The sequence below is a fragment of the Providencia sp. CIM-Carb-044 genome (assembly GCF_033901115.1).
GTDB classification, from domain to species: Bacteria; Pseudomonadota; Gammaproteobacteria; order Enterobacterales; family Enterobacteriaceae; genus Providencia; species Providencia hangzhouensis.
The window spans coordinates 1-21634 of sequence record NZ_JAXADV010000011.1; the positions used below are offsets into that span (position 1 = coordinate 1).

The window sequence follows — 21634 nt, forward strand, 5'->3', positions numbered from 1 at the left end:
GCGGGAATAGCTCAGTTGGTAGAGCACGACCTTGCCAAGGTCGGGGTCGCGAGTTCGAGTCTCGTTTCCCGCTCCAATATTTTCTTAGTCTCTTAACTTTTCTTCTTAATTAATTCTTACACAATACCTATTTAACTTAAGTAGAATCACCTAGTGTGCATATGAATTGCGCTTGTTCACTGTTTTTATCCTTTTATACCTTGAACACTAGGATCTACATGGGTTTTGCGATCTTTTTTGGATCAGATCCAGATTTCCTCTTGCATTCGTTTTCAGGTCGCCATAGAATAGCCACCCCTTAGCAATAGGGTGTTTTGCTTCCATCTCTAAGATGATGATTAGAAGTTTAAATAATAAACAAAAATATGCTTTTTTATTTACTTCGAGTCACTTTTCATTTTAGTCTTGTTTTTTGGTAACTTTTGTATTGCTAGTAAACGTAAAATCAGTATTTTTCTTTTCAATGTGCCATTAGAAAGTTATCCACAGCCCGCTCAATCAATCTGGGTTTTTATCGCGATTTGAAATAACTTATTACACAGAGTTATCCACAGGCTAATTAACAAATTTCTGTTGTGCTATTTAATTCTAGTATTTAAATAGCATTGTTGTAACTTATTGATTTATTTGTTAAGTGATTTATTTTGTCAAAATGCGGCTAGCACATCTTGCAAATTCTTTACCTATTGTCAGGTAAGCATTTTTTACTTTATTCACATCAATTTGACAATTCTTCATTTCAGATATATAGCTGACTTTTTTCTATGCATCTCTCGGTAAACCTTTGTTAATCGCACGTACAAGGCGTTTTTGCTGTGAAGTTTGAATTGTGACTTGGTTTGCATTACGTCGATTAAGCTGTTGTTGTATAGACCATTGGAAGTGCTCATCTAGCATTTCGTTAATTCCCAACCTATTTTGTAAAGCCAGTACAATACTGTCTTGATAAGGTGCGTTACCTAACGCCACACTGATATTTCGCAACCACTTAATATAACCAATGCGGCGGATTGCAGAGCCTTCGGTCACCTTTAAAAAGGTTTTTTCATCCCATGAGAACAAGTCGAGCAACTCTGGTGTATGTAAGTCCTTTCTTGGACTGAAATCATCTTCATCAGTTAGCTGGGAAAAACGGTTCCACGGGCAAATAAGCTGGCAGTCATCACAACCGTAGATCCGATTTCCCATTAGAGGGCGAAATTCTTCAGGGATAGCACTATCTAGCTCAATGGTAAGATAAGAAATACAGCGCCTAGCATCTACGGTGTAAGGTTCGACAATTGCACCTGTTGGGCAAGTTGTCATACAAGCAACACAGCGGCCGCAATCTTCTTCGACAGGTTTATCAACAGAAACGGGTAAATTAATCAATAATTCACCGAGAAAAAACCAAGATCCTGCTTCACGATTTAAGACTAATGAATGTTTTCCTGTCCATCCTAAACCCGCTTTGACGGCGAGAGGGCGCTCTAAGATTGGCGCAGAGTCGACAAAAGGTCGAAAATTAAGATCGTCAATGGTGGTGCCATCGGCCAGTATCACTCCGTTAAATTCACGACAATAGTCTAAAATACGATCTGAAAGTTGTTTTAGACGTTTTTTTAATAGTTTGTGGTAGTCTCGCCCCAGGGCATAACGGCTGATATAACCTAATTCAGGGTTATTTAATGTACTAGCAAATGCGGCTTTGGCAGGCAAGTAATTCATACGCACGCTAATGACACGTAACGTGCCAGGGTGCAGTTCGTGTGGTCTGGCTCGCATCATCCCATGGCGATTCATCCATTCCATCTCACCATGAAATTGTTTATCTAGCCATGCTTGTAATTTGGGCTCTTCCGCTGAAAGGTCAGTATCGCAGATCCCGACTTGTTGGAAACCTGCTTCAACACCCCATTGTTTAATATTCTGAGCGAGAAGATCGAGATCGAGGTATCTTGGCATCAGATCCTATATTGAGAAAGATTAAAACGGCTGGCACTCTAACATGACCTGCGTTATTCATCAAAACGCATGAAAAAATGCCTTCAATATTGAGAACAATTATAGGATATTTCTGAACTCATCATTCAAGCAATGTTAATTAAGAAAAAAGCCCCATCTTAGGTTAAGATAAGCAGTAATATTGATGTTTGTTGATATCTCTTTATGCATTTTGATCAGCAAGATAAACTATGCATTTAAAGGATAAACAGGCGACACCGCCTATTAATGACATAATAAAAGAACAATATGAAAGAACGTACAATACAACTTGCCAATGAAGCGCAAACTGTCGCTTTAGGTAATGCTATCGCTAAGGCTTGCCATCAAGGCACAATTATTCACTTATATGGTGATCTCGGAGCAGGGAAAACCACCTTTAGCCGAGGTTTCTTACAAGCGCTGGGCCATCAAGGTCACGTAAAAAGCCCAACCTACACTTTGGTTGAACCTTATGAATTAGCAGATCGTCAAGTTTTTCACTTTGATCTCTATCGGTTAGCAGACCCTGAAGAACTTGAATTTATGGGGATTCGTGACTATTTTTCTGGAAATTCGATCTGTTTGGTCGAATGGCCGCAACAAGGTAAAGGTTTTTTACCTGAAGCGGATCTTGAGCTCCATCTGACCTATCAAGGCGAAGGGCGTCAGGCTCACTTTGTTGCTTTTTCTGCCAATGGGGAGTCGTTGTTAGAAGCATTACCCCTACTCTAAGGAAGCTATTGCTCATGTTGAATGCATCAATCCACAGAATAACAAAAAAGGGTTTTTTTACTGTTTTCATCTTGTTTATGGCATTAGCTATGTGGCTGTTTGAAGCAAAAGCACAAGCGGCAACATTATCAAATATTCAAGTTAATAACAGCCCATCACAAGCAGAAGTGGTGCTAAGTTTTATTGATGGTAAGCCCGACTACTCCTATTTCCCATTGCATTCACCTGAGCGCCTTGTTGTTGATATCAAACAACGAGGTGAGATTATTGGTTTACCACTTAAAGTTCCCGCAGGAGACCTTGTAAAACTGGTACGGGCGAGCCAACCTTCTGATAACCAACACAAACGCTTAGTTTTAGAGCTATCTCGCGCAGCGAAAACAAAAGCGGCACTTAAACAGGTTTCAGGTGAATATCAGTTGGTGTTAACGATATCGACTGGAAATGCATCCGGTTCTACCTCTTTTAATCAAACCAATAATACGGTTAAAGCAGCGGCAAATAATACTCAAGATAAACCATTGAAGATGAGTAACCCTGCACCTGTGGCTACACCAACACCAACCAAATATAAAAATATGCCAAAGGGTAGCAAGCAGGTCGTCATTGCTATTGATGCAGGGCACGGTGGAAAAGACCCTGGTGCGATAGGCAAGAATGGTTATAAAGAAAAAGATGTGACTCTCAGCGTCGCTCGTAAATTATACCAACGCCTTGAAGCCGACCCAATGTTTAAGCCCGCGATGACACGTGACGGTGACTATTTTATTTCTGTTAGTGGTCGTTCTGATGTGGCACGTAAGAAAGGGGCTAATATGTTGGTGTCAATTCACGCGGACTCGGCTCCGAATAGCAGTGCACGGGGCGCATCAGTATGGGTATTGTCTAATCGGCGTGCAAACAGTGAACTGGGTAGTTGGCTGGAACAACGTGAAAAACAATCGGAATTATTAGGTGGGGCGGGTGATGCACTGAGTGGCGCGGACCCTTACTTAAGCCAAGCCGTTTTAGATTTACAATTCGGTCATTCTCAGCGTGTGGGGTACGATGTTGCGGTTAAAGTGATCGAACAGCTACGAAAAGTAGGTAATATTCACAAAAGAACCCCTGAACATGCAAGCTTAGGTGTATTGCGTTCTCCTGATATCCCATCGATTTTAGTCGAAACTGGGTTTATTAGTAATGCAGCGGAAGAGCAGTTGCTAAAATCGAATGAATTCCAAGACAAAGTCGCAGAAGCTATCCATTTAGGGTTACGTCAATATTTCTTGGCGAATCCAATACAAGCAGCGCCACAATAAGGGGGAGGCATGGCTATACATATTCTATCCCCACAACTTGCCAACCAAATCGCAGCAGGTGAGGTGGTTGAAAGGCCTGCGTCAGTGGTTAAAGAGCTCGTTGAGAATAGTCTTGATGCAGGGGCAACGCGTATTGATATCGACATTGAGCGCGGCGGAGAAAAACTGATCCGTATTCGTGATAATGGTTGTGGTATCCGTAAAGATGAACTGATTTTGGCTTTAGCTCGCCATGCGACCAGTAAAATTGCCACATTAGATGATCTTGAAGCCATTATGAGTATGGGGTTTCGCGGTGAGGCACTAGCGAGTATCAGTTCTGTTTCACGTTTAACGTTGACATCAAAGCCTGCAGACCAGACAGAAGCATGGCAATCCTATGCCGAAGGTCGGGATATGGAGGTAATAGTTAAACCCGCAGCGCATCCCAATGGCACAACGGTTGAAGTATTAGATTTATTCTATAATACGCCAGCTCGTCGTAAATTTATGCGCACAGAAAAAACTGAATTCGGTCATATCGATGAAATTGTTCGCCGAATTGCGCTTTCTCGCCCTGATGTGGCTATCAACCTGACTCACAATGGGAAATTAGTAAAGCAATACCGAGCGGCTCATGATGAGGCACAGCAAGAGAGGCGTCTTGGGACGATTTGTGGAACGGGCTTTATGCAAGGCGCTTTGGCGTTATCTTGGGAACATAGCGATCTTGCTATCAAAGGGTGGGTCGTTTCTCCATCAATGACGTCGGGTAGTGAAACACAATATTGCTATGTCAATGGCCGTATGATGCGTGATCGCCTGATTAATCATGCTATTCGTCAAGCTTATGAAGGGCATTTAGACGAAAACCAGCAGCCAGCTTATGTCCTGTATTTGACCATTGACCCAAAACAAGTTGATGTTAACGTACACCCAGCAAAACATGAGGTTCGTTTTCACCAAGCTCGTCTGGTACATGATTTTATTTATCAAGCGGTACGAACAGTATTATTAGAAGCCGCATCTATTGATGAGCTTCCGGGTATCGAACCTGTAAATACAGAACTGGAAAATCGGCCTTCTGCGGGGGAAAATTATTTTTCTTCTCCTAGTGTGGCTCCTAAGCAACATAAGGCAGAAAACAAGACGATAGTCGAGAATACCCTTCTAGAGCCTAAAACACCTTATAAGCAGGCTAGCCACTTAAAGGATAATGCTAAAAATCACGCTTTTTCTTCGCCGAAATCAACGTCAGGTTTTTCAGAAAATGTACCAGCAAAAACGTTTGGCTCAACTTATGACAAAAAAGCAGGCGAACTGTATCAGAGCTTAATGTCCATTCCGGTTGCTCCTGAAGATAAAAAGCCGCTTTTTCCTGAACGTAACCCAATCAGTTCACCGCAAATATCCTCACAACCTGTAGCAAAAAATGCGGATAACTACCTTTTTGGCAAAGTATTGACAATTTACGCAAAAAACTTTGCATTAATTGAGTCTTCGTTGGGGCTAATCCTGTTATCCTTAACGGAAGCTAATTATTTATTGAAGTTGTCACAATTGTCACCGAGTGGTGGAGCCTTAAAGCCCCAACCATTGTTAATACCTCTAAAATTGTCACTTAAAAATGATGAAATAGAGGTTTTACAGCGGTACAAGGAACAATTGACAATATTTGGTATCGAAGCCACGATATTACATGGAAAAGTAACAATTCATACGGTATCGTTACCATTAAGAACACAAAATTTATCACAGCTTTTTTCTGAGCTACTCGATTTTTTATCGAGAAAAGAAAGTGTCACTGACGAAGAGATAGCACAATGGCTCGCTAAAGCAGTTTCACAGGTTAAAACAGAAGAAAGTTGGAGTTTAGCACAGGCTGTTCAGTTGCTGGCTGATGTTGAGCGGGTATGTCCGCAGTGGGTGAAAAACCCTCCACCAACATTATTACAATTAATTAATTTACAATCCGTGGTAGCTACACTAACAAATGAGTGATTTAGCAACTCAGAAAAAACCTGACGCAATATTCCTAATGGGTCCAACGGCCTCAGGTAAAACCGCTTTGGCGATAGAACTTCGCAAGCATTTGCCTGTGGAAATTATTAGTGTCGATTCGGCATTAATTTACCGAGGGATGGATATTGGCACAGCAAAACCAACAACAGAAGAACTCAGCCAAGCTCCCCATCGTCTGATTGATATCCTCGATCCGTCTCTACCATACAGTGCTGCCGATTTTCGCCGTGACGCATTAAATGCCATGGCTGAAATTACCTCACAAGGTAAAATTCCATTATTAGTTGGCGGCACAATGTTGTATTTTAAAGCCTTATTAGAAGGGCTTTCACCTCTTCCTTCAGCTGACCAAGCAGTTCGTACTGAAATTGAACACATTGCGAAAGAACAAGGGTGGGGGGAAATTCACCGTCGTCTTACTGAGGTTGACCCAGTTGCCGCGGCAAGGATTCACCCTAACGACCCACAAAGATTATCCCGTGCTTTAGAGGTATATCTCATTTCGGGACAAACTTTGACTGAAATGATACAAACAGCAGGGGAAGAATTACCTTATAATGTGTTTCAGTTTGCTATTGCGCCACAAGATCGTAAAATTTTACATGAGCGCATAGAACAACGTTTTCATCTGATGATAGATGCGGGTTTTGAAGAAGAAGTTCGCAAGTTACATCAACGAAATGATTTACATGTTGACCTCCCTTCAATTCGTTGTGTGGGGTATCGGCAAATGTGGTCATATTTAGATGGTGAAATTGGCCATGATGAAATGATTTATCGGGGGATTTGTGCAACTCGCCAATTGGCAAAACGTCAAATTACCTGGTTAAGAAGCTGGGAGAATGTTCATTGGCTAGATAGTGAACAACCTCAGCAAGCGCTTAGCACCGTTATGCAGGTTATGCGTGCATAGGACTGATGTTTGTGTACAATTAGAACGTTAAGCGCAATTTTTGAGTAGTTACTTTTTGGAATCTAAAAGATTCTCTTTTAAAAACAACAAAATAAGGAAAACATAGAATGGCTAAGGGGCAATCTTTGCAAGATCCGTTCCTGAACGCATTACGTCGTGAAAGGGTTCCGGTCTCTATTTATCTCGTTAATGGCATCAAATTGCAGGGGCAAATTGAGTCTTTTGACCAATTTGTCATTTTATTAAAAAACACAGTTAGCCAGATGGTTTATAAACACGCTATCTCGACTGTTGTCCCTGCTCGCCCTGTTTCTCATCATAGCGGTACTGCGGGTAGCACTGGTAATGGTAATTACCATTCAGGTAACCCTGCAGCGCAAGATGGCGAAGTAACTGAGTAAGTTTGTACGCTAAAAGACAAGGAAAGCATGGGTAGGGAGACTGTACCTGTGTTTTTCCTTTGCAATTATTGTTTAGCCTAAGAGGTTACACCTTGTTTGATAGGTATGAAGGCGGTGAACTAGCTGTATTAGTCCATGTCTTTTTTTCTCAAGAGAAAGACGTTGATAATCTGGCAGAATTTGAGTCACTTGTGACATCTGCTGGGGTAAAACCAGTACAAATAGTCACGGGCAGTCGTAAAGCTCCTCATCCAAAGTTTTTTGTTGGAGAAGGTAAAGCAGAAGAAATTGCCCAAGCTGTTGAGGAAAGTGGTGCAGATGTGGTGTTGTTTAATCATACTCTAAGCCCTGCTCAAGAACGTAATCTCGAAAGGATTTGCCAATGTAAGGTGGTTGACCGTACAGGGGTAATTTTAGATATTTTTGCTCAACGCGCACGTACACACGAAGGTAAGCTTCAAGTTGAATTGGCTCAATTAAGGCATTTATCGACTCGCTTAGTGAGGGGATGGACGCACTTAGAGCGACAAAAAGGCGGGATTGGTTTACGAGGCCCCGGTGAAACTCAACTTGAAACTGACCGCCGGCTATTAAGAGATAAAATTAAACAAATCTTATCTCGTCTTAGTCGGGTGGAAAAACAGCGTGAACAAGGGCGTCAAGCGAGAAGTAAGGCAGATATCCCGACTATTTCGCTTGTCGGTTATACCAATGCTGGTAAGTCTAGCTTGTTTAACCGCATGACGGCCGCTGATGTTTATGCTGCTGACCAGTTATTTGCAACACTTGACCCAACACTTCGTCGTATTGATGTAGAAGATGTTGGTGTTGTCGTTCTTGCAGATACTGTGGGTTTTATCCGCCATTTACCCCATGATTTGGTTGCAGCTTTTAAAGCAACCCTGCAAGAAACACGTGAAGCAACGTTATTGCTGCACGTTATCGATGCAGCTGACAATCGCTTGGATGAAAATATTCATGCAGTTGAAAGTGTGTTAGAAGAAATCGAAGCGGATGAAATACCAACACTTTTAGTGATGAACAAAGTTGATATGCTGGAGGATTTTGTCCCGCGTATTGACAGAGATGAGGATAACAAGCCGGTTCGTGTCTGGGTTTCAGCGCAAACGGGTGATGGTATCCCATTGTTGCTACAGGCATTGACGGAACGTCTTTCAGGTGAAATCGCACATGTTGAATTGCGTTTACCACCGAATGAAGGCCGTTTACGTAGCCGTTTCTATCAACTTCAGTCAATCGAACGTGAATGGCAGGAAGAAGACGGCTCAATTGGCCTTGAGGTGCGTATGCCAATGGTGGATTGGCGGCGTCTGTGCAAACAAGAGCAGCAATTACCTGACTATGTTATTTAATCGCTTTGGTTATTAATAATGCTTTGGCCGTTAATAATTTGGCCATTAATAATATAGTTAGGCAATGGAATTGATATTAAGAGCCCTATCGCTCTTAGCCCTGAAAATCAATCATAAAGAATGGAGCTAAAACATGGCGTGGAATCAGCCCGGTAATGACGGACAAGACCGCGATCCGTGGGGAAGCGGCAATAAAGGCGGCAACTCTGGCGGGAACAAAGGTGGTCGAAAACGTGGGGCTTATGATCTCGACGATCTCTTTCGTAAACTAGGCAGCAAGCTTGGTGGAAATAAAGGCGGCGGTGGTGATGGTGATAATAAACAACCATCACAAATCAGTGGCCGTTTAGGTATGTTAGCTCTTGCTGCTATCGTTGTTGTATGGGCAGGTTCAGGCTTCTACACCATCAAAGAAAGTGACCGTGGCGTAGTATTACGTTTTGGTGAATATAGTGGTATTGTTGGGCCTGGTTTGAACTGGAAACCAACCTTCATTGATAGGGTCATTCCTGTCAACGTAGAAACCGTACGTGAACAAGCGACAAATGGCATGATGTTAACGTCAGATGAAAACGTGATCCGCGTTGAAATGAACGTTCAATATCGTGTTACCGACCCTGCGCAATATTTATTTAGTGTCACAAACCCAGACAATAGTCTGCGTCAGGCGCTAGATAGTGCTGTGCGTGGTGTAATCGGTCAGTCTGCGATGGAGCAAGTACTGACTACGAATCGTGCTTTTATCCGTGATGTTACACAAAAAGAGCTCGAAGCAACAATTGCACCATACAAGATGGGTATCACACTGCTTGACGTTAACTTCCAAGCAGCGCGTCCACCTGAAGATGTTAAAGCGGCATTTGATGACGTAATCTCAGCAAGGGAAGAAGAACAAAAAACCATTCGTGAAGCGCACGCTTATCGAAATGAAGTTCTTCCTCTGGCAAAAGGTAACGCACAACGCCTAATTGAAGAAGCCGAAGCGTATAAAGCGAGTGTGGTCTTCAAAGCAGAGGGTGAGGTGGCAAGTTTTGCGAAAATGTTACCTGAATATCGTGCTGCGCCAGAAATCACCCGTGAGCGTTTGTATATCGACACAATGGAGCGTGTGTTAAGTAATACACGTAAAGTGATTGCGAATGATAAGAGCAACAGCATGTTAGTGCTGCCGCTGGATCAAATCATGCGCGGTACAAATTCAGATGCGGCTTCAACGTCAAAAGCTAATCCGTCAGCAAGAATGGCGACGCCAAGCAATAGTTCGTCATCATCTGCTGCAACACCAGCACAGCCAAACAATGCTGTTCGTGGTGATGCTGTTAGAGTAGGGAGACAATAATCATGCGTAAATCGCTAATTGTTATCGTTATTGCCATCTTGGCAGTTGCATACGCATCTATCTTTATTGTTCCTCAAACTGACCGCGGTATCGTATTGCGTTTTGGTAAAGTTCTACGTGACTCTGAAAACAAACCGATCATTTATGAGCCGGGTCTGCATTTCAAAGTTCCATTTATTGAAACTGTGAAAATGTTGGATGCACGTATTCAGACTCTTGAAATTCAAGCTGACCGCTATCTGACAAGTGAAAACAAAGACTTAATGGTGGACTCCTACCTGAAATGGCGCGTGACTGATTTCAGTCGTTACTATGTAGCGACTGGCGGTGGTAATCCATTCCAAGCGGAAACCCTGTTAAAACGTAAATTTAGTGACCGTTTACGTTCTGAGTTTGGTCGTTTAAGCGTTAAAGACATTATCACTGATTCACGTGGTCGTTTAACTGTTGATGTGCGTGATGCTTTGAACAAAGGTACTGCAATTGACGACTCAACAAAAGAAGCGGATGCAGCGATTGCGGATGCAGCAAAACGTGTTGAAGAGGAAACGAACCTGAAGCCACTGGTTGTGAATGCAAACAGTATGGCGGCGTTAGGTATCGAGGTTGTCGATGTACGTATTAAACGTATTGAGCTGCCAAACGAAGTTTCTGAAGCTATCTATGCGCGTATGCGTGCAGAACGTGAAGCAGTTGCACGTCAACATCGTTCACAAGGTCAAGAAGAAGCGACTAAGATCCGCGCTGTTGCAGATAAAACAGTAACAGAAACGTTGGCTGAAGCAGAACGTACCGCCCTAACTTACCGAGGTGAGGGTGATGCGATGGCAACGAAACTGTTTGCTGATGCATTCAACCAAGATCCCGAGTTCTATGCGTTTATTCGTAGCTTGCGTGCCTATGAGCAAAGCTTCAAGAGTGGTGAAGACGTGATGGTATTAAGCCCAGACACTGATTTCTTCCGCTTTATGAAGGCACCAACTAAGCTTCGCGCGACAGATTAATAACAAGCTAAGTTGCGTGCAACCTAGCAAAATAACTGTTAATCTATTAAAGAAAAGCCCGCTTCGGTGGGCTTTTTTTCGCCTGTCGTTTTAAGTATAGGATTTTTCAGGGAAAATTTGAGCTGCTCAACTGATGGCATTCATTTTGAGTTTACGGCAGAAATAAAAAATACCATTTTACTTGCTTTCCAGAAAAAAATTTTTGTATTGCCAAAATATCACTGGAACAGTTCATTTTTGATGGTAGAATTCATTTTTAAGCAACCGAGTGTATTTCAAAATGGGTAAGAACGTTGTCGTACTGGGCACCCAATGGGGTGACGAAGGGAAGGGCAAGATCGTTGACTTGCTGACAGAGCGTGCTAAATATGTAGTTCGCTATCAGGGCGGCCATAATGCTGGCCATACTCTTGTTGTAAACGGTGAAAAAACCGTTCTCCACTTAATTCCATCCGGTATTCTTCGTGAAAATGTCATCAGCATTATTGCTAATGGTGTTGTTTTAGCGCCAGACGCATTAATGAAAGAGATGAAAGAATTGGAAGACCGCGGTGTTCCTGTTCGGGAACGTTTACGTCTTTCTGAAGCATGCCCACTGATCCTGCCTTATCATATCGCATTAGATAATGCGCGTGAAAAAGCACGTGGTTCCAAAGCGATTGGGACAACAGGTCGTGGTATTGGTCCTGCTTATGAAGATAAAGTTGCACGTCGAGGTTTGCGCGTTGGTGATTTATTCGATAAAGCAACGTTTGCAGAAAAATTAAAAGAAATCGTTGAATACCACAACTTCCAACTTGTTCATTACTATAAAGAACCTGCTGTCGATTACCAAAAAACGTTAGATGATATTATGGCTGTGGCTGATATCTTAACTGGCATGGTAATTGATGTTTCTGATCTGCTCTATAAAGCAAATCAGAAGAATGAATTAGTGATGTTTGAAGGCGCACAAGGGACATTATTAGATATCGACCACGGTACGTATCCTTATGTAACCTCTTCAAATACGACAGCTGGTGGTGTGGCGACGGGTTCTGGTTTAGGTCCTCGCTATGTAAACTACGTATTAGGTATCATCAAAGCTTACTCAACACGTGTTGGTGCGGGCCCATTCCCTACTGAGCTGTTTGACGAAGTGGGTGAGTTCCTGCGTGAAAAAGGCCAAGAATTTGGTGCAACTACAGGCCGTAAACGCCGTACTGGTTGGTTAGATATCGTTGCGATTAATCGTGCGGTACAAATCAACTCACTGTCAGGCTTCTGTATGACTAAACTGGATGTTTTAGACGGTTTAGAAGAAGTCAAAATTTGCGTAGGCTACCGCCGTCCAGATGGTAAAGTGTTAGAAACAACACCTTTAGCTGCTGATGAGTGGGATGGTTTAGAGCCAGTTTATGAATCAATGCCAGGTTGGAAAGAAACAACTTTTGGTGTGAAACAAAGAGAATTACTGCCACAAGCAGCTCTGAATTACATTGAACGTGTTGAAGAACTAACGGGTATTCCAGTTGATATTATTTCAACGGGTCCAGATCGTTCAGAGACCATGATCCTGCGTGATCCATTTGATGTTGAGTAATAACACTGACTGCGCCTTAAACGGGCGCAGTTTTTTTACTGCTTTACCTCCTTCCAATATGTCGCTTCTTTGATAAAACAGTCAAAATTCCCCATAATGATTGAATTAAGTCACTTTTGTGTGCAAATTCTGTGCAATTAAATGCATATTTGACCTGTGTTATACGTTAAACTGTATTTAGCAACATATAATTTATTAGCATGCTATATTTTATTCAGAAAACTGAATGTGTTGGGTTAGAAATAGTAAATGTGAATTTTAAAAGAAGTCACATGTTTTTAGGCCACTGATTTGCGGCCAACAGCGTTATAGCTAAAATTTTGAGGTGATTGTGCAACTGACTAGTTTTACAGATTATGGGTTACGAGCTCTTATTTATCTGGCTTCTCTGGGTGAAGGGAAAATGACCAGTATTACTGAGGTCACCGAGGTCTACGGTGTATCTCGTAACCATATGGTAAAAATTATTAATCAACTCAGTCACTTAGGTTATATTAAAGCCACTCGTGGCAAAAATGGCGGGATTACACTAGGACAACCAGCAGAATCAATTCGTATAGGGGACGTTGTTAGAGCATTAGAACCCCTGACTCTTGTTAATTGTAGTGGCGAGTTTTGCCACATTACACCTGCGTGTCGTTTAAAAGGTGTGCTACACCAAGCAATACAGCAGTTTTTACAAGAACTTGATCAATACACGCTGGCGGACATGGTGAAAGATAACAGCCCGCTCTATCAACTACTGCTTGATTAGCATTTGCGGTAGTTATGAATTCTGATGACAACGGAGGTAACGATGTCACAAGATCCTTTTCAGGAAAGAGAAGCAGAAAAATACGAGTCCCCAATTCCAAGTCGAGAATATATTCTTGACCTTATCTCGAAGCGTACTGCACCAGCTAACCGCGAAGAAATCGCACAATTATTGAATTTATCGACAGAAGATGAATTAGAGGCATTACGTCGTCGGTTAAGAGCCATGGAACGTGATGGTCAACTGGTCTTCACTCGCCGTCAGTGTTATGCATTACCGGAGCGTTTAGACTTATTAAAAGGGAAAGTCATTGGTCACCGTGATGGTTACGGCTTCCTACGTGTTGATGGTAAAAAAGAAGATTACTATTTATCTCAAGATGAAATGAAACGCGCCATGCATGGCGACGTTATTTTGGCGCAACCTTATGGGCAAGATCGTAAAGGGCGTACAGAAGTTCGGGTTGTTCGTGTGTTAGAGCCGCGTAATAACCAAATTGTTGGTCGCTATTTTATTGAATCGGGTATGGGGTTTGTCGTACCGGATGATAGCCGTTTAAGCTTTGATATTTTGATACCGAAAGATCGTGTTCTTGGCGCTCGAATGGGTAATGTAGTGGTGGTTGAATTAGTCACTCGTCCACAACGTCGCTCGCAAGCGGTGGGGAATATCATTGAAGTATTAGGCGAAACAATGGGCACAGGTATGGCGGTGGAAATCGCTTTACGTACTCATGAAATCCCACATTCATGGCCACCACAAGTTGAAAAACAAGTCGCTGACCTAAGTGAACATGTCCCTGAGTCTGCGAAAAAAGGGCGCGTGGATTTACGCGACTTACCGTTAGTCACGATTGATGGTGAAGATGCTCGTGACTTTGATGATGCAGTGTACTGTGCACCGAAGAAAGGCGGTGGCTGGCGCTTATGGGTTGCGATTGCGGATGTAAGCTATTATGTCCGCCCACAAACGGCTCTGGATACAGAAGCGCGTAGCCGCGGTAATTCGGTATATTTCCCATCTCAAGTCGTTCCTATGCTACCGGAAGTCTTATCGAACGGTCTGTGCTCACTTAACCCAGGTGTTGACCGCCTGTGTATGGTGTGTGAAATGACGGTGTCGGCATCTGGTAAGCTTTCTTCATACAAGTTCTATGAAGCCGTTATGAGTTCTCATGCAAGGTTAACTTATACAAAAGTATGGAAAATCTTGGAAGGAGACGAAGAACTGCGCGAGCACTATAAAGCGCTAGTGCCACATATTGAGCATTTGCATCAATTATATAAAGCACTTGATGCTGCACGTATTGAGCGTGGTGCGATTTCTTTTGAATCTGAAGAAGCGAAATTTATTTTTAATGCGGAGCGACGTATTGAAAGTATTGAGCCAGTAGAGCGCAATGATGCACATAAATTGATTGAAGAGTGCATGATTTTGGCTAACATTGCGGCGGCTCGGTTCGTTGAGAAAAATGAAGAGCCTGCATTGTACCGTGTGCATGACCGCCCTAAAGAAGAAAGCGTGATGAATTTACGCTCTGTTTTTAGTGAATTAGGGTTGACTTTGCCGGGCGGAATGAAGCCTGAGCCGAAAGATTATGCGCAGGTAATGAATGAAGTGGCTGAACGCCCTGATCATGAATTACTACAAACCATGATTTTACGATCGATGAAACAAGCGATTTATGATCCTGAAAATCGCGGTCACTTTGGTCTAGGTTTGAAATCGTATGCTCACTTTACATCACCAATTCGTCGTTACCCAGATCTGACGTTACACCGCGGGATAAAATATCTGCTGGCTAAAGAACATGGTCATTCAGATAAACGCTGGACGGAAACGGGTGGCTGGCATTCAGACATGGATAGCATGTTACAGCTTGGCGAGCACTGCTCAATGACTGAGCGCCGTGCTGATGAAGCAACACGTGATGTGGCTGACTGGCTGAAATGTGATTTCATGCAGGACCAAGTAGGCCAAACCTTTACAGGTTTAATTACCAGTGTGACCGGTTTTGGCTTCTTTGTTCGCCTTAATGATTTATTTATTGATGGTTTAGTGCATATTTCAACGTTGGATAATGACTACTATCGTTATGATGCGGTCGGTCAGCGTTTAATTGGTGAATCATCAGGTACCACTTACCGTCTTGGCGATGAAGTGGAAATTCGTGTTGAAGCGGTGCATATGGATGAACGCACCATCGATTTCGCATTAATTTCAACCACTCGTAAAGCGAAAAACCCGGGCAAAACGGCGCGGGACAAAATGAAGCAAGAAGTTAAAAATGCTACACGCCCAGCTCGTCGAAAAGCGGATGCGAGTAAAGATAAAAACTTCGAGCCTGATTCTGCATTTCGTCGTTCCGATAAAAAAGGAAAAAAAGCTGAGGCTAAGCCAGAGGCGAAAGGGAAAGGAAAAGGCAAAAAGCCTTCCGATAAAACCAGAAAAATTACAGCAAAATTAAAAGCTAAACGCGTTGCAAAAAAATCCCAAAAACAAGAGGGATAATGGTATTGCTGTAGTTATTAACCATCGTTATTAACCAAAGTGGCGCTAACACGCCACTTTACTATTTATTAATATAAATAAGAAATTTATGAGCGAAATGATTTATGGCATTCACGCAGTGAAAGCCTTACTTGAGCGTTCACCGCAACGCATTAAAGAAGTCTATATTTTGAAAGGTCGTGAAGACCGCCGATTAATGCCGCTGGTGCATGAAATCGAAGCGTTAGGTGTTGTTGTTCAAGTGGCGAACCGTCAATGGATGGATAGCCAAACCGAAGGCGCCGTTCACCAAGGTATCATTGCGAAAGTATTACCGGGTAAACAGTATCAAGAAGGTGATCTGCCTGATTTATTGGAGAACACATCATCGCCATTTTTATTAGTATTAGATGGCGTAACAGACCCACATAACTTAGGCGCGTGTTTACGTAGCGCTGATGCCGCTGGCGTTCATGCTGTGATTGTTCCTAAAGATAAATCTGCTCAGCTTAATGCAACCGCGAAAAAAGTGGCCTGTGGCGCGGCAGAAAATGTTCCACTTATTCGTGTGACGAATCTGGCAAGGACATTGCGTTTGCTACAAGAATACAATGTATGGATTGTGGGAACGGCGGGTGAAGCTGACCATAATTTATACCAAAGCAAATTAACCGGCTCGATAGCCTTAGTTATGGGAGCTGAAGGCGAAGGCATGCGCCGTTTAACTCGTGAGCACTGTGATGAGTTAATTAGTATTCCAATGGCGGGCTCTGTGTCATCATTAAATGTGTCAGTGGCGACAGGGGTTTGTTTATTTGAAGCGGTGCGTCAGCGCTTACCTGTTTCTGTAGAAAAATAATATTTAATGTAAAACGGTATCCATCTCTTGAGTTTTATCTCAGGGATGGGTATAGTTACGCGTCAATTTTTTAGCCGCACTCAATAAGTTCCTTGCCTCCGCGGGCCGCGGTTAACCCAGACAGGAGGCTAATAATCCGTAAGGAGCAACTACTAATGCGTCATTACGAAATCGTTTTTATGGTCCATCCTGACCAAAGCGAACAGGTTCCGGGCATGATCGAGCGTTACAGTGCTGTTATCACTAACGCACAAGGTCAGATTCACCGTCTGGAAGACTGGGGCCGCCGTCAACTGGCTTACCCAATCAATAAACTGCACAAAGCACACTATGTTCTTCTGAACGTAGAAGCGCCGCAGGAAGCGATTGATGAGCTGGAAACTAACTTCCGCTTCAACGATGCCGTTATCCGCAGCATGGTTATGCGCTTAAAACACGCAGTAACAGAAGCTTCTCCAATGGTCAAAGCTAAAGACGAACGTCGTGGCCGTGACATGTCTGATGAATATCAGGATGAAGAAGTAGAAGAAACTGGGGATTCTGAAGAGTAATTGCGCAGGTGACCACTAATCGTTTGGTGTTAACAGGCACAGTCTGTAAAGCATTGATTCGAAAAGTGAGTCCGTCAGGCATTCCTCACTGCCAGTTTGTTTTAGAACATCGTTCACAGCAGCTGGAAGCAGGACTGTCAAGGCAAGCATGGTGCAGAATGCCCATTATCGCCAGCGGACAAACCTTACAAGCCCATACTCACAGTATAACGGTCGGCAGTTGGATTACAGTAAGCGGTTTCATTAGTACCCATCAAGGGCGCAATGGAATTAGCAAGATTGTCCTCCATGCCGAGCAGATTGATTTGATAGATTCTGGAGACTAGCCATATGGCACGTTATTTCCGTCGTCGCAAGTTCTGCCGTTTCACAGCGGAAGGCGTTCAAGAGATCGACTATAAAGATATCGCAACGCTGAAAAACTATATCACTGAAAGTGGTAAAATTGTACCAAGCCGTATCACCGGTACTCGTGCAAAATATCAACGCCAGCTCGCTCGTGCTATCAAGCGCGCTCGCTACCTGTCTCTGTTACCATACACTGATCGTCATCAGTAATTGGTACAGTCCATTAACGACTAATAGAGGATAAGGTAATGCAAGTTATTCTGCTTGATAAAGTAGCTAACCTAGGTAGCCTGGGTGATCAGGTTAACGTTAAATCGGGCTATGCTCGTAACTTCTTAGTTCCACAGGGCAAAGCTGTTCCTGCGACTAAGAAAAACATCGAATTCTTCGAAGCTCGCCGCGCTGAACTGGAAGCTAAATTAGCTGACGTTCTGGCAGCAGCACAGGCTCGTGCAGCAGCTGTTACTGCTCTGGGTTCTGTAACTTTAGCTTCTAAAGCTGGTGACGAAGGTAAACTGTTCGGTTCAATCGGTACTCGTGATATCGCTGACGCAATTACTGCGGCTGGCGTTCAAATCGCGAAAAGCGAAGTTCGCCTGCCAAACGGCGTTCTGCGTACTACTGGTGACCACGAAGTTCACTTCCAGTTACACAGCGATGTTTTCGCAGAGCTGAACGTTATCATCGTTGCTGAGTAATCAATAATGATGATATGCATCACTGGGTTATCCATGATGCGAATAAAAAACACCGGCTAAGTCCGGTGTTTTTTATTTTCTAGACAATATTTTTGTATTTATTGATTAGCTAAGCATTGGTAGTCGAGTAATTCACCCGCAGAACCTAAGTTCAAATCCCAAAAATTCAATCGGTTGGCAAGTAATACCTTAGAACCATCTTTAAGCTGTACCATTGCTAGCCCAAAATTACCCATTTTATCGTGATGCTTGATGACATATTCGTTTAGTTGATGAAACGAATTTTCTACATGGGGTGAGCCTTCTGGAAATTTTTTGGCTAAGTAATGATGACCCGCTAGTTCAGAAGATAAAGAAGCCCAATGTGTTGTTATTGTCGATGAAAGTTGATTAAGCGTTTCATTTATCTCAGGTTTTAAGCAGGCAATATGAATATGGAGTTGGTCTTGTGAGCGGCCATATTGGGAGTTTACCGCAATGGCCAATAAATGTTCAGGAATTGGGTGGGGTGTTTGTTGTGACAAACTGCCCCTTTCTTGCCAAGCGATAGCAAAATAGTCGGGTAAGTTTTGTTCCAATAATTGGCTAGATTCTATCCCCGTGATCTTTTCAGTCGGGATAATTAAGTTGTGTAAAGGCCCTTTTTTATCTTTGAATAATACATAGTGTTTTTCCTGTTCTACTTTCAAGCAGGGCAGCGTTGTTGGAAGTAATGGAATACATTGAGTATTAACGATGTTCCACAGCGCATTTGAATTGATCTTGAACCATGAAATATAGCTAACAATCACGATAAGTAATAAAAAAACCACACCTAAAAATATGTTAATCCATTTGCGCTTTAGCATGATAGTTTTTATCGCTTAACATGTTAGTGAGAGACTATTTATTATATATCGCTAAATTTATATATTGTTAAGTCAAGGAGGGGGTAAATAGTGCAAATTCAGACTAAGTATTAGGGTAGCGGGATGCTACCCTAAAGTCGGTATTTAAACTAAGGTGTACGGTAATAGCTTCCGTCACTTAACCGCGCGAAACTATAAGTTTTCCCATCAGAGCCAGTAGTTTCTAATAATTGAACTTCACCTTTTGCATTCGCTTTCAGACGAATTTTTTGCCCTTGGCGTAAATTACTTAGTGGCTTCTCAGCCCCTTCAACGCGAGCCATAATAAAAGCATCATTGGCTTGTAAGTTATTATCACGAAAGAGTTGTGCGAGCGTCTTCCCTTTTTGTACTCGGTAGTTTTGCCATTCATTAGCAGAAGGGCGAGTTGTTTTGGTCTCAGGCGTTTTTTCTGGTGAAGTTACCGTTGCAGGCTCATTAGGTTCAGGCTCAATAGGTTCTGGGATAATTTCAGGCTCAGTAGGTAAAAGAGGGGAATTATCTTCAGGTGCCGGCACGGGCTCTGGTATCGGCGGTGTAATAGTCGGCTCAGGCATTACCTCAGGGGTTGTTGGGGGTGGGATAACAATAGGCTGGTTTTGAACAATATCGCTGGGGGATTTGTCGCTTGTAGGCCAAAAAAAAGCGACCACGACAATTAAAGCGAGCAGTGCAATACCATAGCGATGAAATTTTGAAAGTTTAAACATCACTCCTCCTTGATGAGGCAATGAGTAAATTAGACCGTATTAATACGCATACTAGCACCCTTTTTAGGCTTTTTTAGCGTTGGGCTGAATTTTTCAGAGAACACTGAATAAATTTGTCGGGAATCAATCAGTTTTATTCTTTAGATTCATTGTTTGGGTTTACCCATAAGGATGGGGCTGCTATTCTTGGATTTTCTCAAAATCATATGGGTATTTTCATGGCAAACCAAAATTTCGATTCGGTAGAAGCTCAAGCGAGTTATGGCATAGGTTTACAAGTTGGGCAGCAATTATTAGAGTCAGGGCTAGAAGGTTTAGTGCCAAATGCAATTCTAGCAGGCCTCGTTGACGCTTTAGAAGGCAATATGCCATCGGTACCTGTTGAAACTCTGCACAAAGCATTGCGTGAAGTGCATGAGCGTGCCGACGCTGTTCGTGTATCCCGCCAGGCAGCATTAGCGGAAGAAGGCCAAAAATTCCTAGATGAAAACCAAAAACGTGATGGTGTTTCAACGACTGAGTCTGGCTTACAATTTTCAGTGATTAACCAAGGTGATGGTGCTATCCCATCTCGCTCAGACCGCGTACGTGTTCACTATACAGGGCGTTTAATTGATGGCTCTGTGTTTGATAGCTCAGTACAGCGTGGGCAGCCAGCAGAGTTTCCTGTAAGCGGCGTTATTCCAGGTTGGATTGAAGCATTGACCCTGATGCCAGTCGGCTCTAAATGGGAATTATATATCCCCCACCAATTAGCTTACGGTGAGCGTGGTGCAGGTGCATCAATCCCGCCATTCAGTACATTAGTATTTGAAGTTGAATTACTTGAAATTTTATAATTTCTGTTAGTTCAGTTCACAGTTAAAAAGCTTCATTGTCTTTGGACTTTGGGGCTTTTTTTATGGCGTTAATTTCACACAATTGCTACTCTTGCAGTAAAGGGTCATCAGAGAGGTGAATAATATGCTACAGCAAATTTGCGAATTAGCTCAAGAAGCGGGTTATGCGATTATGGAAACTTATAATGCGCAAGAACCTTTACAGGTTGAACACAAAAGTGATAATTCGCCTGTTACAGAGGCTGATATTGCCGCCCACAATGTGATTACCGCGGGCCTTGCTCGTATTGCTCCTGATATCCCCCAACTGTCTGAAGAAGATCCTCCTGAATGGCCAGTCAGGCAGAATTGGCAACGCTATTGGTTGATTGACCCATTGGATGGAACGAAAGAATTTATTAATCGTAATGGGGATTTTACGGTTAACATTGCCCTTATTGAGAACGGTGTACCAACGATGGGGGTAGTTTATGCCCCAGCGAAAGGGCTGCTGTACTACGCTGAAGGTAATCAGGCATGGAAGGAGGAGGGTGGCCATAAGCAACTTATTCATGTGAATGATGCCAAGCCACCAGTCATTGTTATCAGCCGTTCCCATCAAGACAATGAATTAATGGATTATTTAAAACAAATGGGTGAACACACGACAGTAGAAATTGGTTCTTCACTCAAATTTTGTTTGGTTGCGGAAGGAAAAGCACAGCTTTACCCACGTTTTGGGCCTACAAATATTTGGGACACTGCAGCTGGACATGCGGTTGCCATTGGTGCAGGGGCAAAAGTCGTTGATTGGCATGGAAAAACGCTCGATTATACACCTCGAGAGTCTTTTTTAAATCCAGGTTTTCGGGTGATTTTATTCTAAACACCAATAAAGGTTGGGAAGT

General features: G+C 42.8%; 21 protein-coding genes and 1 tRNA gene. 19 read left to right on the top strand and 3 right to left on the bottom strand.

Translation table 11 applies throughout. The features are described from left to right. A tRNA-Gly gene (locus tag SJ312_RS17920) sits at positions 1-76 on the top strand. Positions 77-762: 686 nt separating this feature from the next. On the opposite strand, the gene queG is transcribed toward SJ312_RS17920, so the two are convergent. Then, the gene (gene queG / locus SJ312_RS17925; RefSeq protein WP_136134035.1) at positions 763-1944 is read right to left on the bottom strand and encodes a tRNA epoxyqueuosine(34) reductase QueG; all 1182 of its coding nucleotides are present in this window, start codon (positions 1942-1944) and stop codon (positions 763-765) included. 288 nt (positions 1945-2232) lie between these two features. Here queG and tsaE point away from each other — a divergent pair, with 288 nt between their 5' ends. The 16 genes from tsaE to rplI all read left to right on the top strand — a co-directional run bounded on the left by tsaE (position 2233) and on the right by rplI (position 18311). Next, the gene (tsaE, locus tag SJ312_RS17930) at positions 2233-2697 is read left to right on the top strand and encodes a tRNA (adenosine(37)-N6)-threonylcarbamoyltransferase complex ATPase subunit type 1 TsaE (RefSeq protein WP_004906013.1); all 465 of its coding nucleotides are present in this window, start codon (positions 2233-2235) and stop codon (positions 2695-2697) included. A 14-nt stretch (positions 2698-2711) separates the two neighbouring features. Further along, positions 2712-3998 (top strand): N-acetylmuramoyl-L-alanine amidase AmiB, encoded by a 1287-nt coding sequence (gene amiB, locus SJ312_RS17935; RefSeq protein WP_110591044.1) that lies wholly within the window; start codon positions 2712-2714, stop codon positions 3996-3998. 9 nt (positions 3999-4007) lie between these two features. Next, positions 4008-5978 (top strand): DNA mismatch repair endonuclease MutL, encoded by a 1971-nt coding sequence (gene mutL / locus SJ312_RS17940; RefSeq protein WP_319868160.1) that lies wholly within the window; start codon positions 4008-4010, stop codon positions 5976-5978. Beyond that, a complete protein-coding gene (gene miaA / locus SJ312_RS17945; protein WP_004906008.1) occupies positions 5971-6912 on the top strand; it encodes a tRNA (adenosine(37)-N6)-dimethylallyltransferase MiaA in 942 nt (313 codons plus the stop codon). Before mutL ends, miaA begins: the two co-directional genes overlap by 8 nt. A 107-nt stretch (positions 6913-7019) precedes the next feature. Then, on the top strand, positions 7020-7313 hold the full coding sequence (gene hfq, locus SJ312_RS17950) for an RNA chaperone Hfq (protein ID WP_004906005.1): 294 nt from the start codon (positions 7020-7022) through the stop codon (positions 7311-7313). A gap of 92 nt (positions 7314-7405) precedes the next feature. Beyond that, the gene (gene hflX / locus SJ312_RS17955) at positions 7406-8686 is read left to right on the top strand and encodes a ribosome rescue GTPase HflX (RefSeq protein WP_004906004.1); all 1281 of its coding nucleotides are present in this window, start codon (positions 7406-7408) and stop codon (positions 8684-8686) included. A gap of 133 nt (positions 8687-8819) precedes the next feature. Then, positions 8820-10025, top strand: coding sequence for an FtsH protease activity modulator HflK (gene hflK / locus SJ312_RS17960; RefSeq protein ID WP_094961668.1), 1206 nt, complete (start codon positions 8820-8822; stop codon positions 10023-10025). Positions 10026-10027: 2 nt separating this feature from the next. Further along, on the top strand, positions 10028-11029 hold the full coding sequence (gene hflC / locus SJ312_RS17965) for a protease modulator HflC (protein WP_004905999.1): 1002 nt from the start codon (positions 10028-10030) through the stop codon (positions 11027-11029). Positions 11030-11309: 280 nt separating this feature from the next. Further along, the gene (locus SJ312_RS17970) at positions 11310-12611 is read left to right on the top strand and encodes an adenylosuccinate synthase (RefSeq protein WP_004905994.1); all 1302 of its coding nucleotides are present in this window, start codon (positions 11310-11312) and stop codon (positions 12609-12611) included. 331 nt (positions 12612-12942) lie between these two features. After that, positions 12943-13365, top strand: a complete 423-nt coding sequence (gene nsrR, locus SJ312_RS17975) for a nitric oxide-sensing transcriptional repressor NsrR (RefSeq protein WP_004907407.1) — start codon at positions 12943-12945, stop codon at positions 13363-13365. A 42-nt stretch (positions 13366-13407) separates the two neighbouring features. Next, positions 13408-15876 (top strand): ribonuclease R, encoded by a 2469-nt coding sequence (rnr, locus tag SJ312_RS17980; protein ID WP_036958793.1) that lies wholly within the window; start codon positions 13408-13410, stop codon positions 15874-15876. A gap of 88 nt (positions 15877-15964) precedes the next feature. Next, positions 15965-16714 carry a 23S rRNA (guanosine(2251)-2'-O)-methyltransferase RlmB gene (gene rlmB / locus SJ312_RS17985; protein WP_004905989.1) on the top strand — a complete coding sequence of 250 codons (750 nt, stop codon included), beginning with the start codon at positions 15965-15967 and terminating at the stop codon, positions 16712-16714. Between the two features lie 155 nt (positions 16715-16869). Next, entirely contained in the window at positions 16870-17265 is a 396-nt protein-coding gene (gene rpsF, locus SJ312_RS17990) for a 30S ribosomal protein S6 (RefSeq protein WP_004905988.1), read from the top strand. 8 nt (positions 17266-17273) lie between these two features. Next, the gene (gene priB, locus SJ312_RS17995) at positions 17274-17591 is read left to right on the top strand and encodes a primosomal replication protein N (protein WP_036958791.1); all 318 of its coding nucleotides are present in this window, start codon (positions 17274-17276) and stop codon (positions 17589-17591) included. Between the two features lie 4 nt (positions 17592-17595). Beyond that, the gene (rpsR, locus tag SJ312_RS18000; protein ID WP_000135199.1) at positions 17596-17823 is read left to right on the top strand and encodes a 30S ribosomal protein S18; all 228 of its coding nucleotides are present in this window, start codon (positions 17596-17598) and stop codon (positions 17821-17823) included. Between the two features lie 38 nt (positions 17824-17861). Next, on the top strand, positions 17862-18311 hold the full coding sequence (rplI, locus tag SJ312_RS18005; protein ID WP_004905983.1) for a 50S ribosomal protein L9: 450 nt from the start codon (positions 17862-17864) through the stop codon (positions 18309-18311). A 98-nt stretch (positions 18312-18409) separates the two neighbouring features. On the opposite strand, the gene SJ312_RS18010 is transcribed toward rplI, so the two are convergent. Further along, positions 18410-19159 (bottom strand): CDP-diacylglycerol diphosphatase, encoded by a 750-nt coding sequence (locus SJ312_RS18010; protein WP_319868161.1) that lies wholly within the window; start codon positions 19157-19159, stop codon positions 18410-18412. 149 nt (positions 19160-19308) lie between these two features. Continuing rightward, complete coding sequence (locus tag SJ312_RS18015; protein ID WP_165879437.1) at positions 19309-19908, bottom strand: LysM-like peptidoglycan-binding domain-containing protein; 600 nt, start codon at positions 19906-19908, stop codon at positions 19309-19311. Positions 19909-20126: 218 nt separating this feature from the next. Between SJ312_RS18015 and SJ312_RS18020 the strand changes: the two genes are divergently transcribed. Continuing rightward, entirely contained in the window at positions 20127-20747 is a 621-nt protein-coding gene (locus SJ312_RS18020; protein WP_004907421.1) for a peptidylprolyl isomerase, read from the top strand. A gap of 124 nt (positions 20748-20871) precedes the next feature. Next, the gene (gene cysQ, locus SJ312_RS18025; RefSeq protein WP_004905978.1) at positions 20872-21612 is read left to right on the top strand and encodes a 3'(2'),5'-bisphosphate nucleotidase CysQ; all 741 of its coding nucleotides are present in this window, start codon (positions 20872-20874) and stop codon (positions 21610-21612) included. Positions 21613-21634 lie beyond the last annotated feature (22 nt).

Coding starts and splice junctions, on each gene's coding strand:
- SJ312_RS17970 (WP_004905994.1), top strand. CDS start 11,310: ATGGGTAAGAACGTTGTCGTACTGGGCACCCAATGGGGTGACGAAGGG.
- miaA (WP_004906008.1), top strand. CDS start 5,971: ATGAGTGATTTAGCAACTCAGAAAAAACCTGACGCAATATTCCTAATG.
- rnr (WP_036958793.1), top strand. CDS start 13,408: ATGTCACAAGATCCTTTTCAGGAAAGAGAAGCAGAAAAATACGAGTCC.
- tsaE (WP_004906013.1), top strand. CDS start 2,233: ATGAAAGAACGTACAATACAACTTGCCAATGAAGCGCAAACTGTCGCT.
- hfq (WP_004906005.1), top strand. CDS start 7,020: ATGGCTAAGGGGCAATCTTTGCAAGATCCGTTCCTGAACGCATTACGT.
- SJ312_RS18015 (WP_165879437.1), bottom strand. CDS start 19,908: ATGTTTAAACTTTCAAAATTTCATCGCTATGGTATTGCACTGCTCGCT.
- cysQ (WP_004905978.1), top strand. CDS start 20,872: ATGCTACAGCAAATTTGCGAATTAGCTCAAGAAGCGGGTTATGCGATT.
- rlmB (WP_004905989.1), top strand. CDS start 15,965: ATGAGCGAAATGATTTATGGCATTCACGCAGTGAAAGCCTTACTTGAG.
- amiB (WP_110591044.1), top strand. CDS start 2,712: ATGTTGAATGCATCAATCCACAGAATAACAAAAAAGGGTTTTTTTACT.
- rplI (WP_004905983.1), top strand. CDS start 17,862: ATGCAAGTTATTCTGCTTGATAAAGTAGCTAACCTAGGTAGCCTGGGT.
- rpsR (WP_000135199.1), top strand. CDS start 17,596: ATGGCACGTTATTTCCGTCGTCGCAAGTTCTGCCGTTTCACAGCGGAA.
- mutL (WP_319868160.1), top strand. CDS start 4,008: ATGGCTATACATATTCTATCCCCACAACTTGCCAACCAAATCGCAGCA.
- hflC (WP_004905999.1), top strand. CDS start 10,028: ATGCGTAAATCGCTAATTGTTATCGTTATTGCCATCTTGGCAGTTGCA.
- rpsF (WP_004905988.1), top strand. CDS start 16,870: ATGCGTCATTACGAAATCGTTTTTATGGTCCATCCTGACCAAAGCGAA.
- SJ312_RS18010 (WP_319868161.1), bottom strand. CDS start 19,159: ATGCTAAAGCGCAAATGGATTAACATATTTTTAGGTGTGGTTTTTTTA.
- hflK (WP_094961668.1), top strand. CDS start 8,820: ATGGCGTGGAATCAGCCCGGTAATGACGGACAAGACCGCGATCCGTGG.
- SJ312_RS18020 (WP_004907421.1), top strand. CDS start 20,127: ATGGCAAACCAAAATTTCGATTCGGTAGAAGCTCAAGCGAGTTATGGC.
- queG (WP_136134035.1), bottom strand. CDS start 1,944: ATGCCAAGATACCTCGATCTCGATCTTCTCGCTCAGAATATTAAACAA.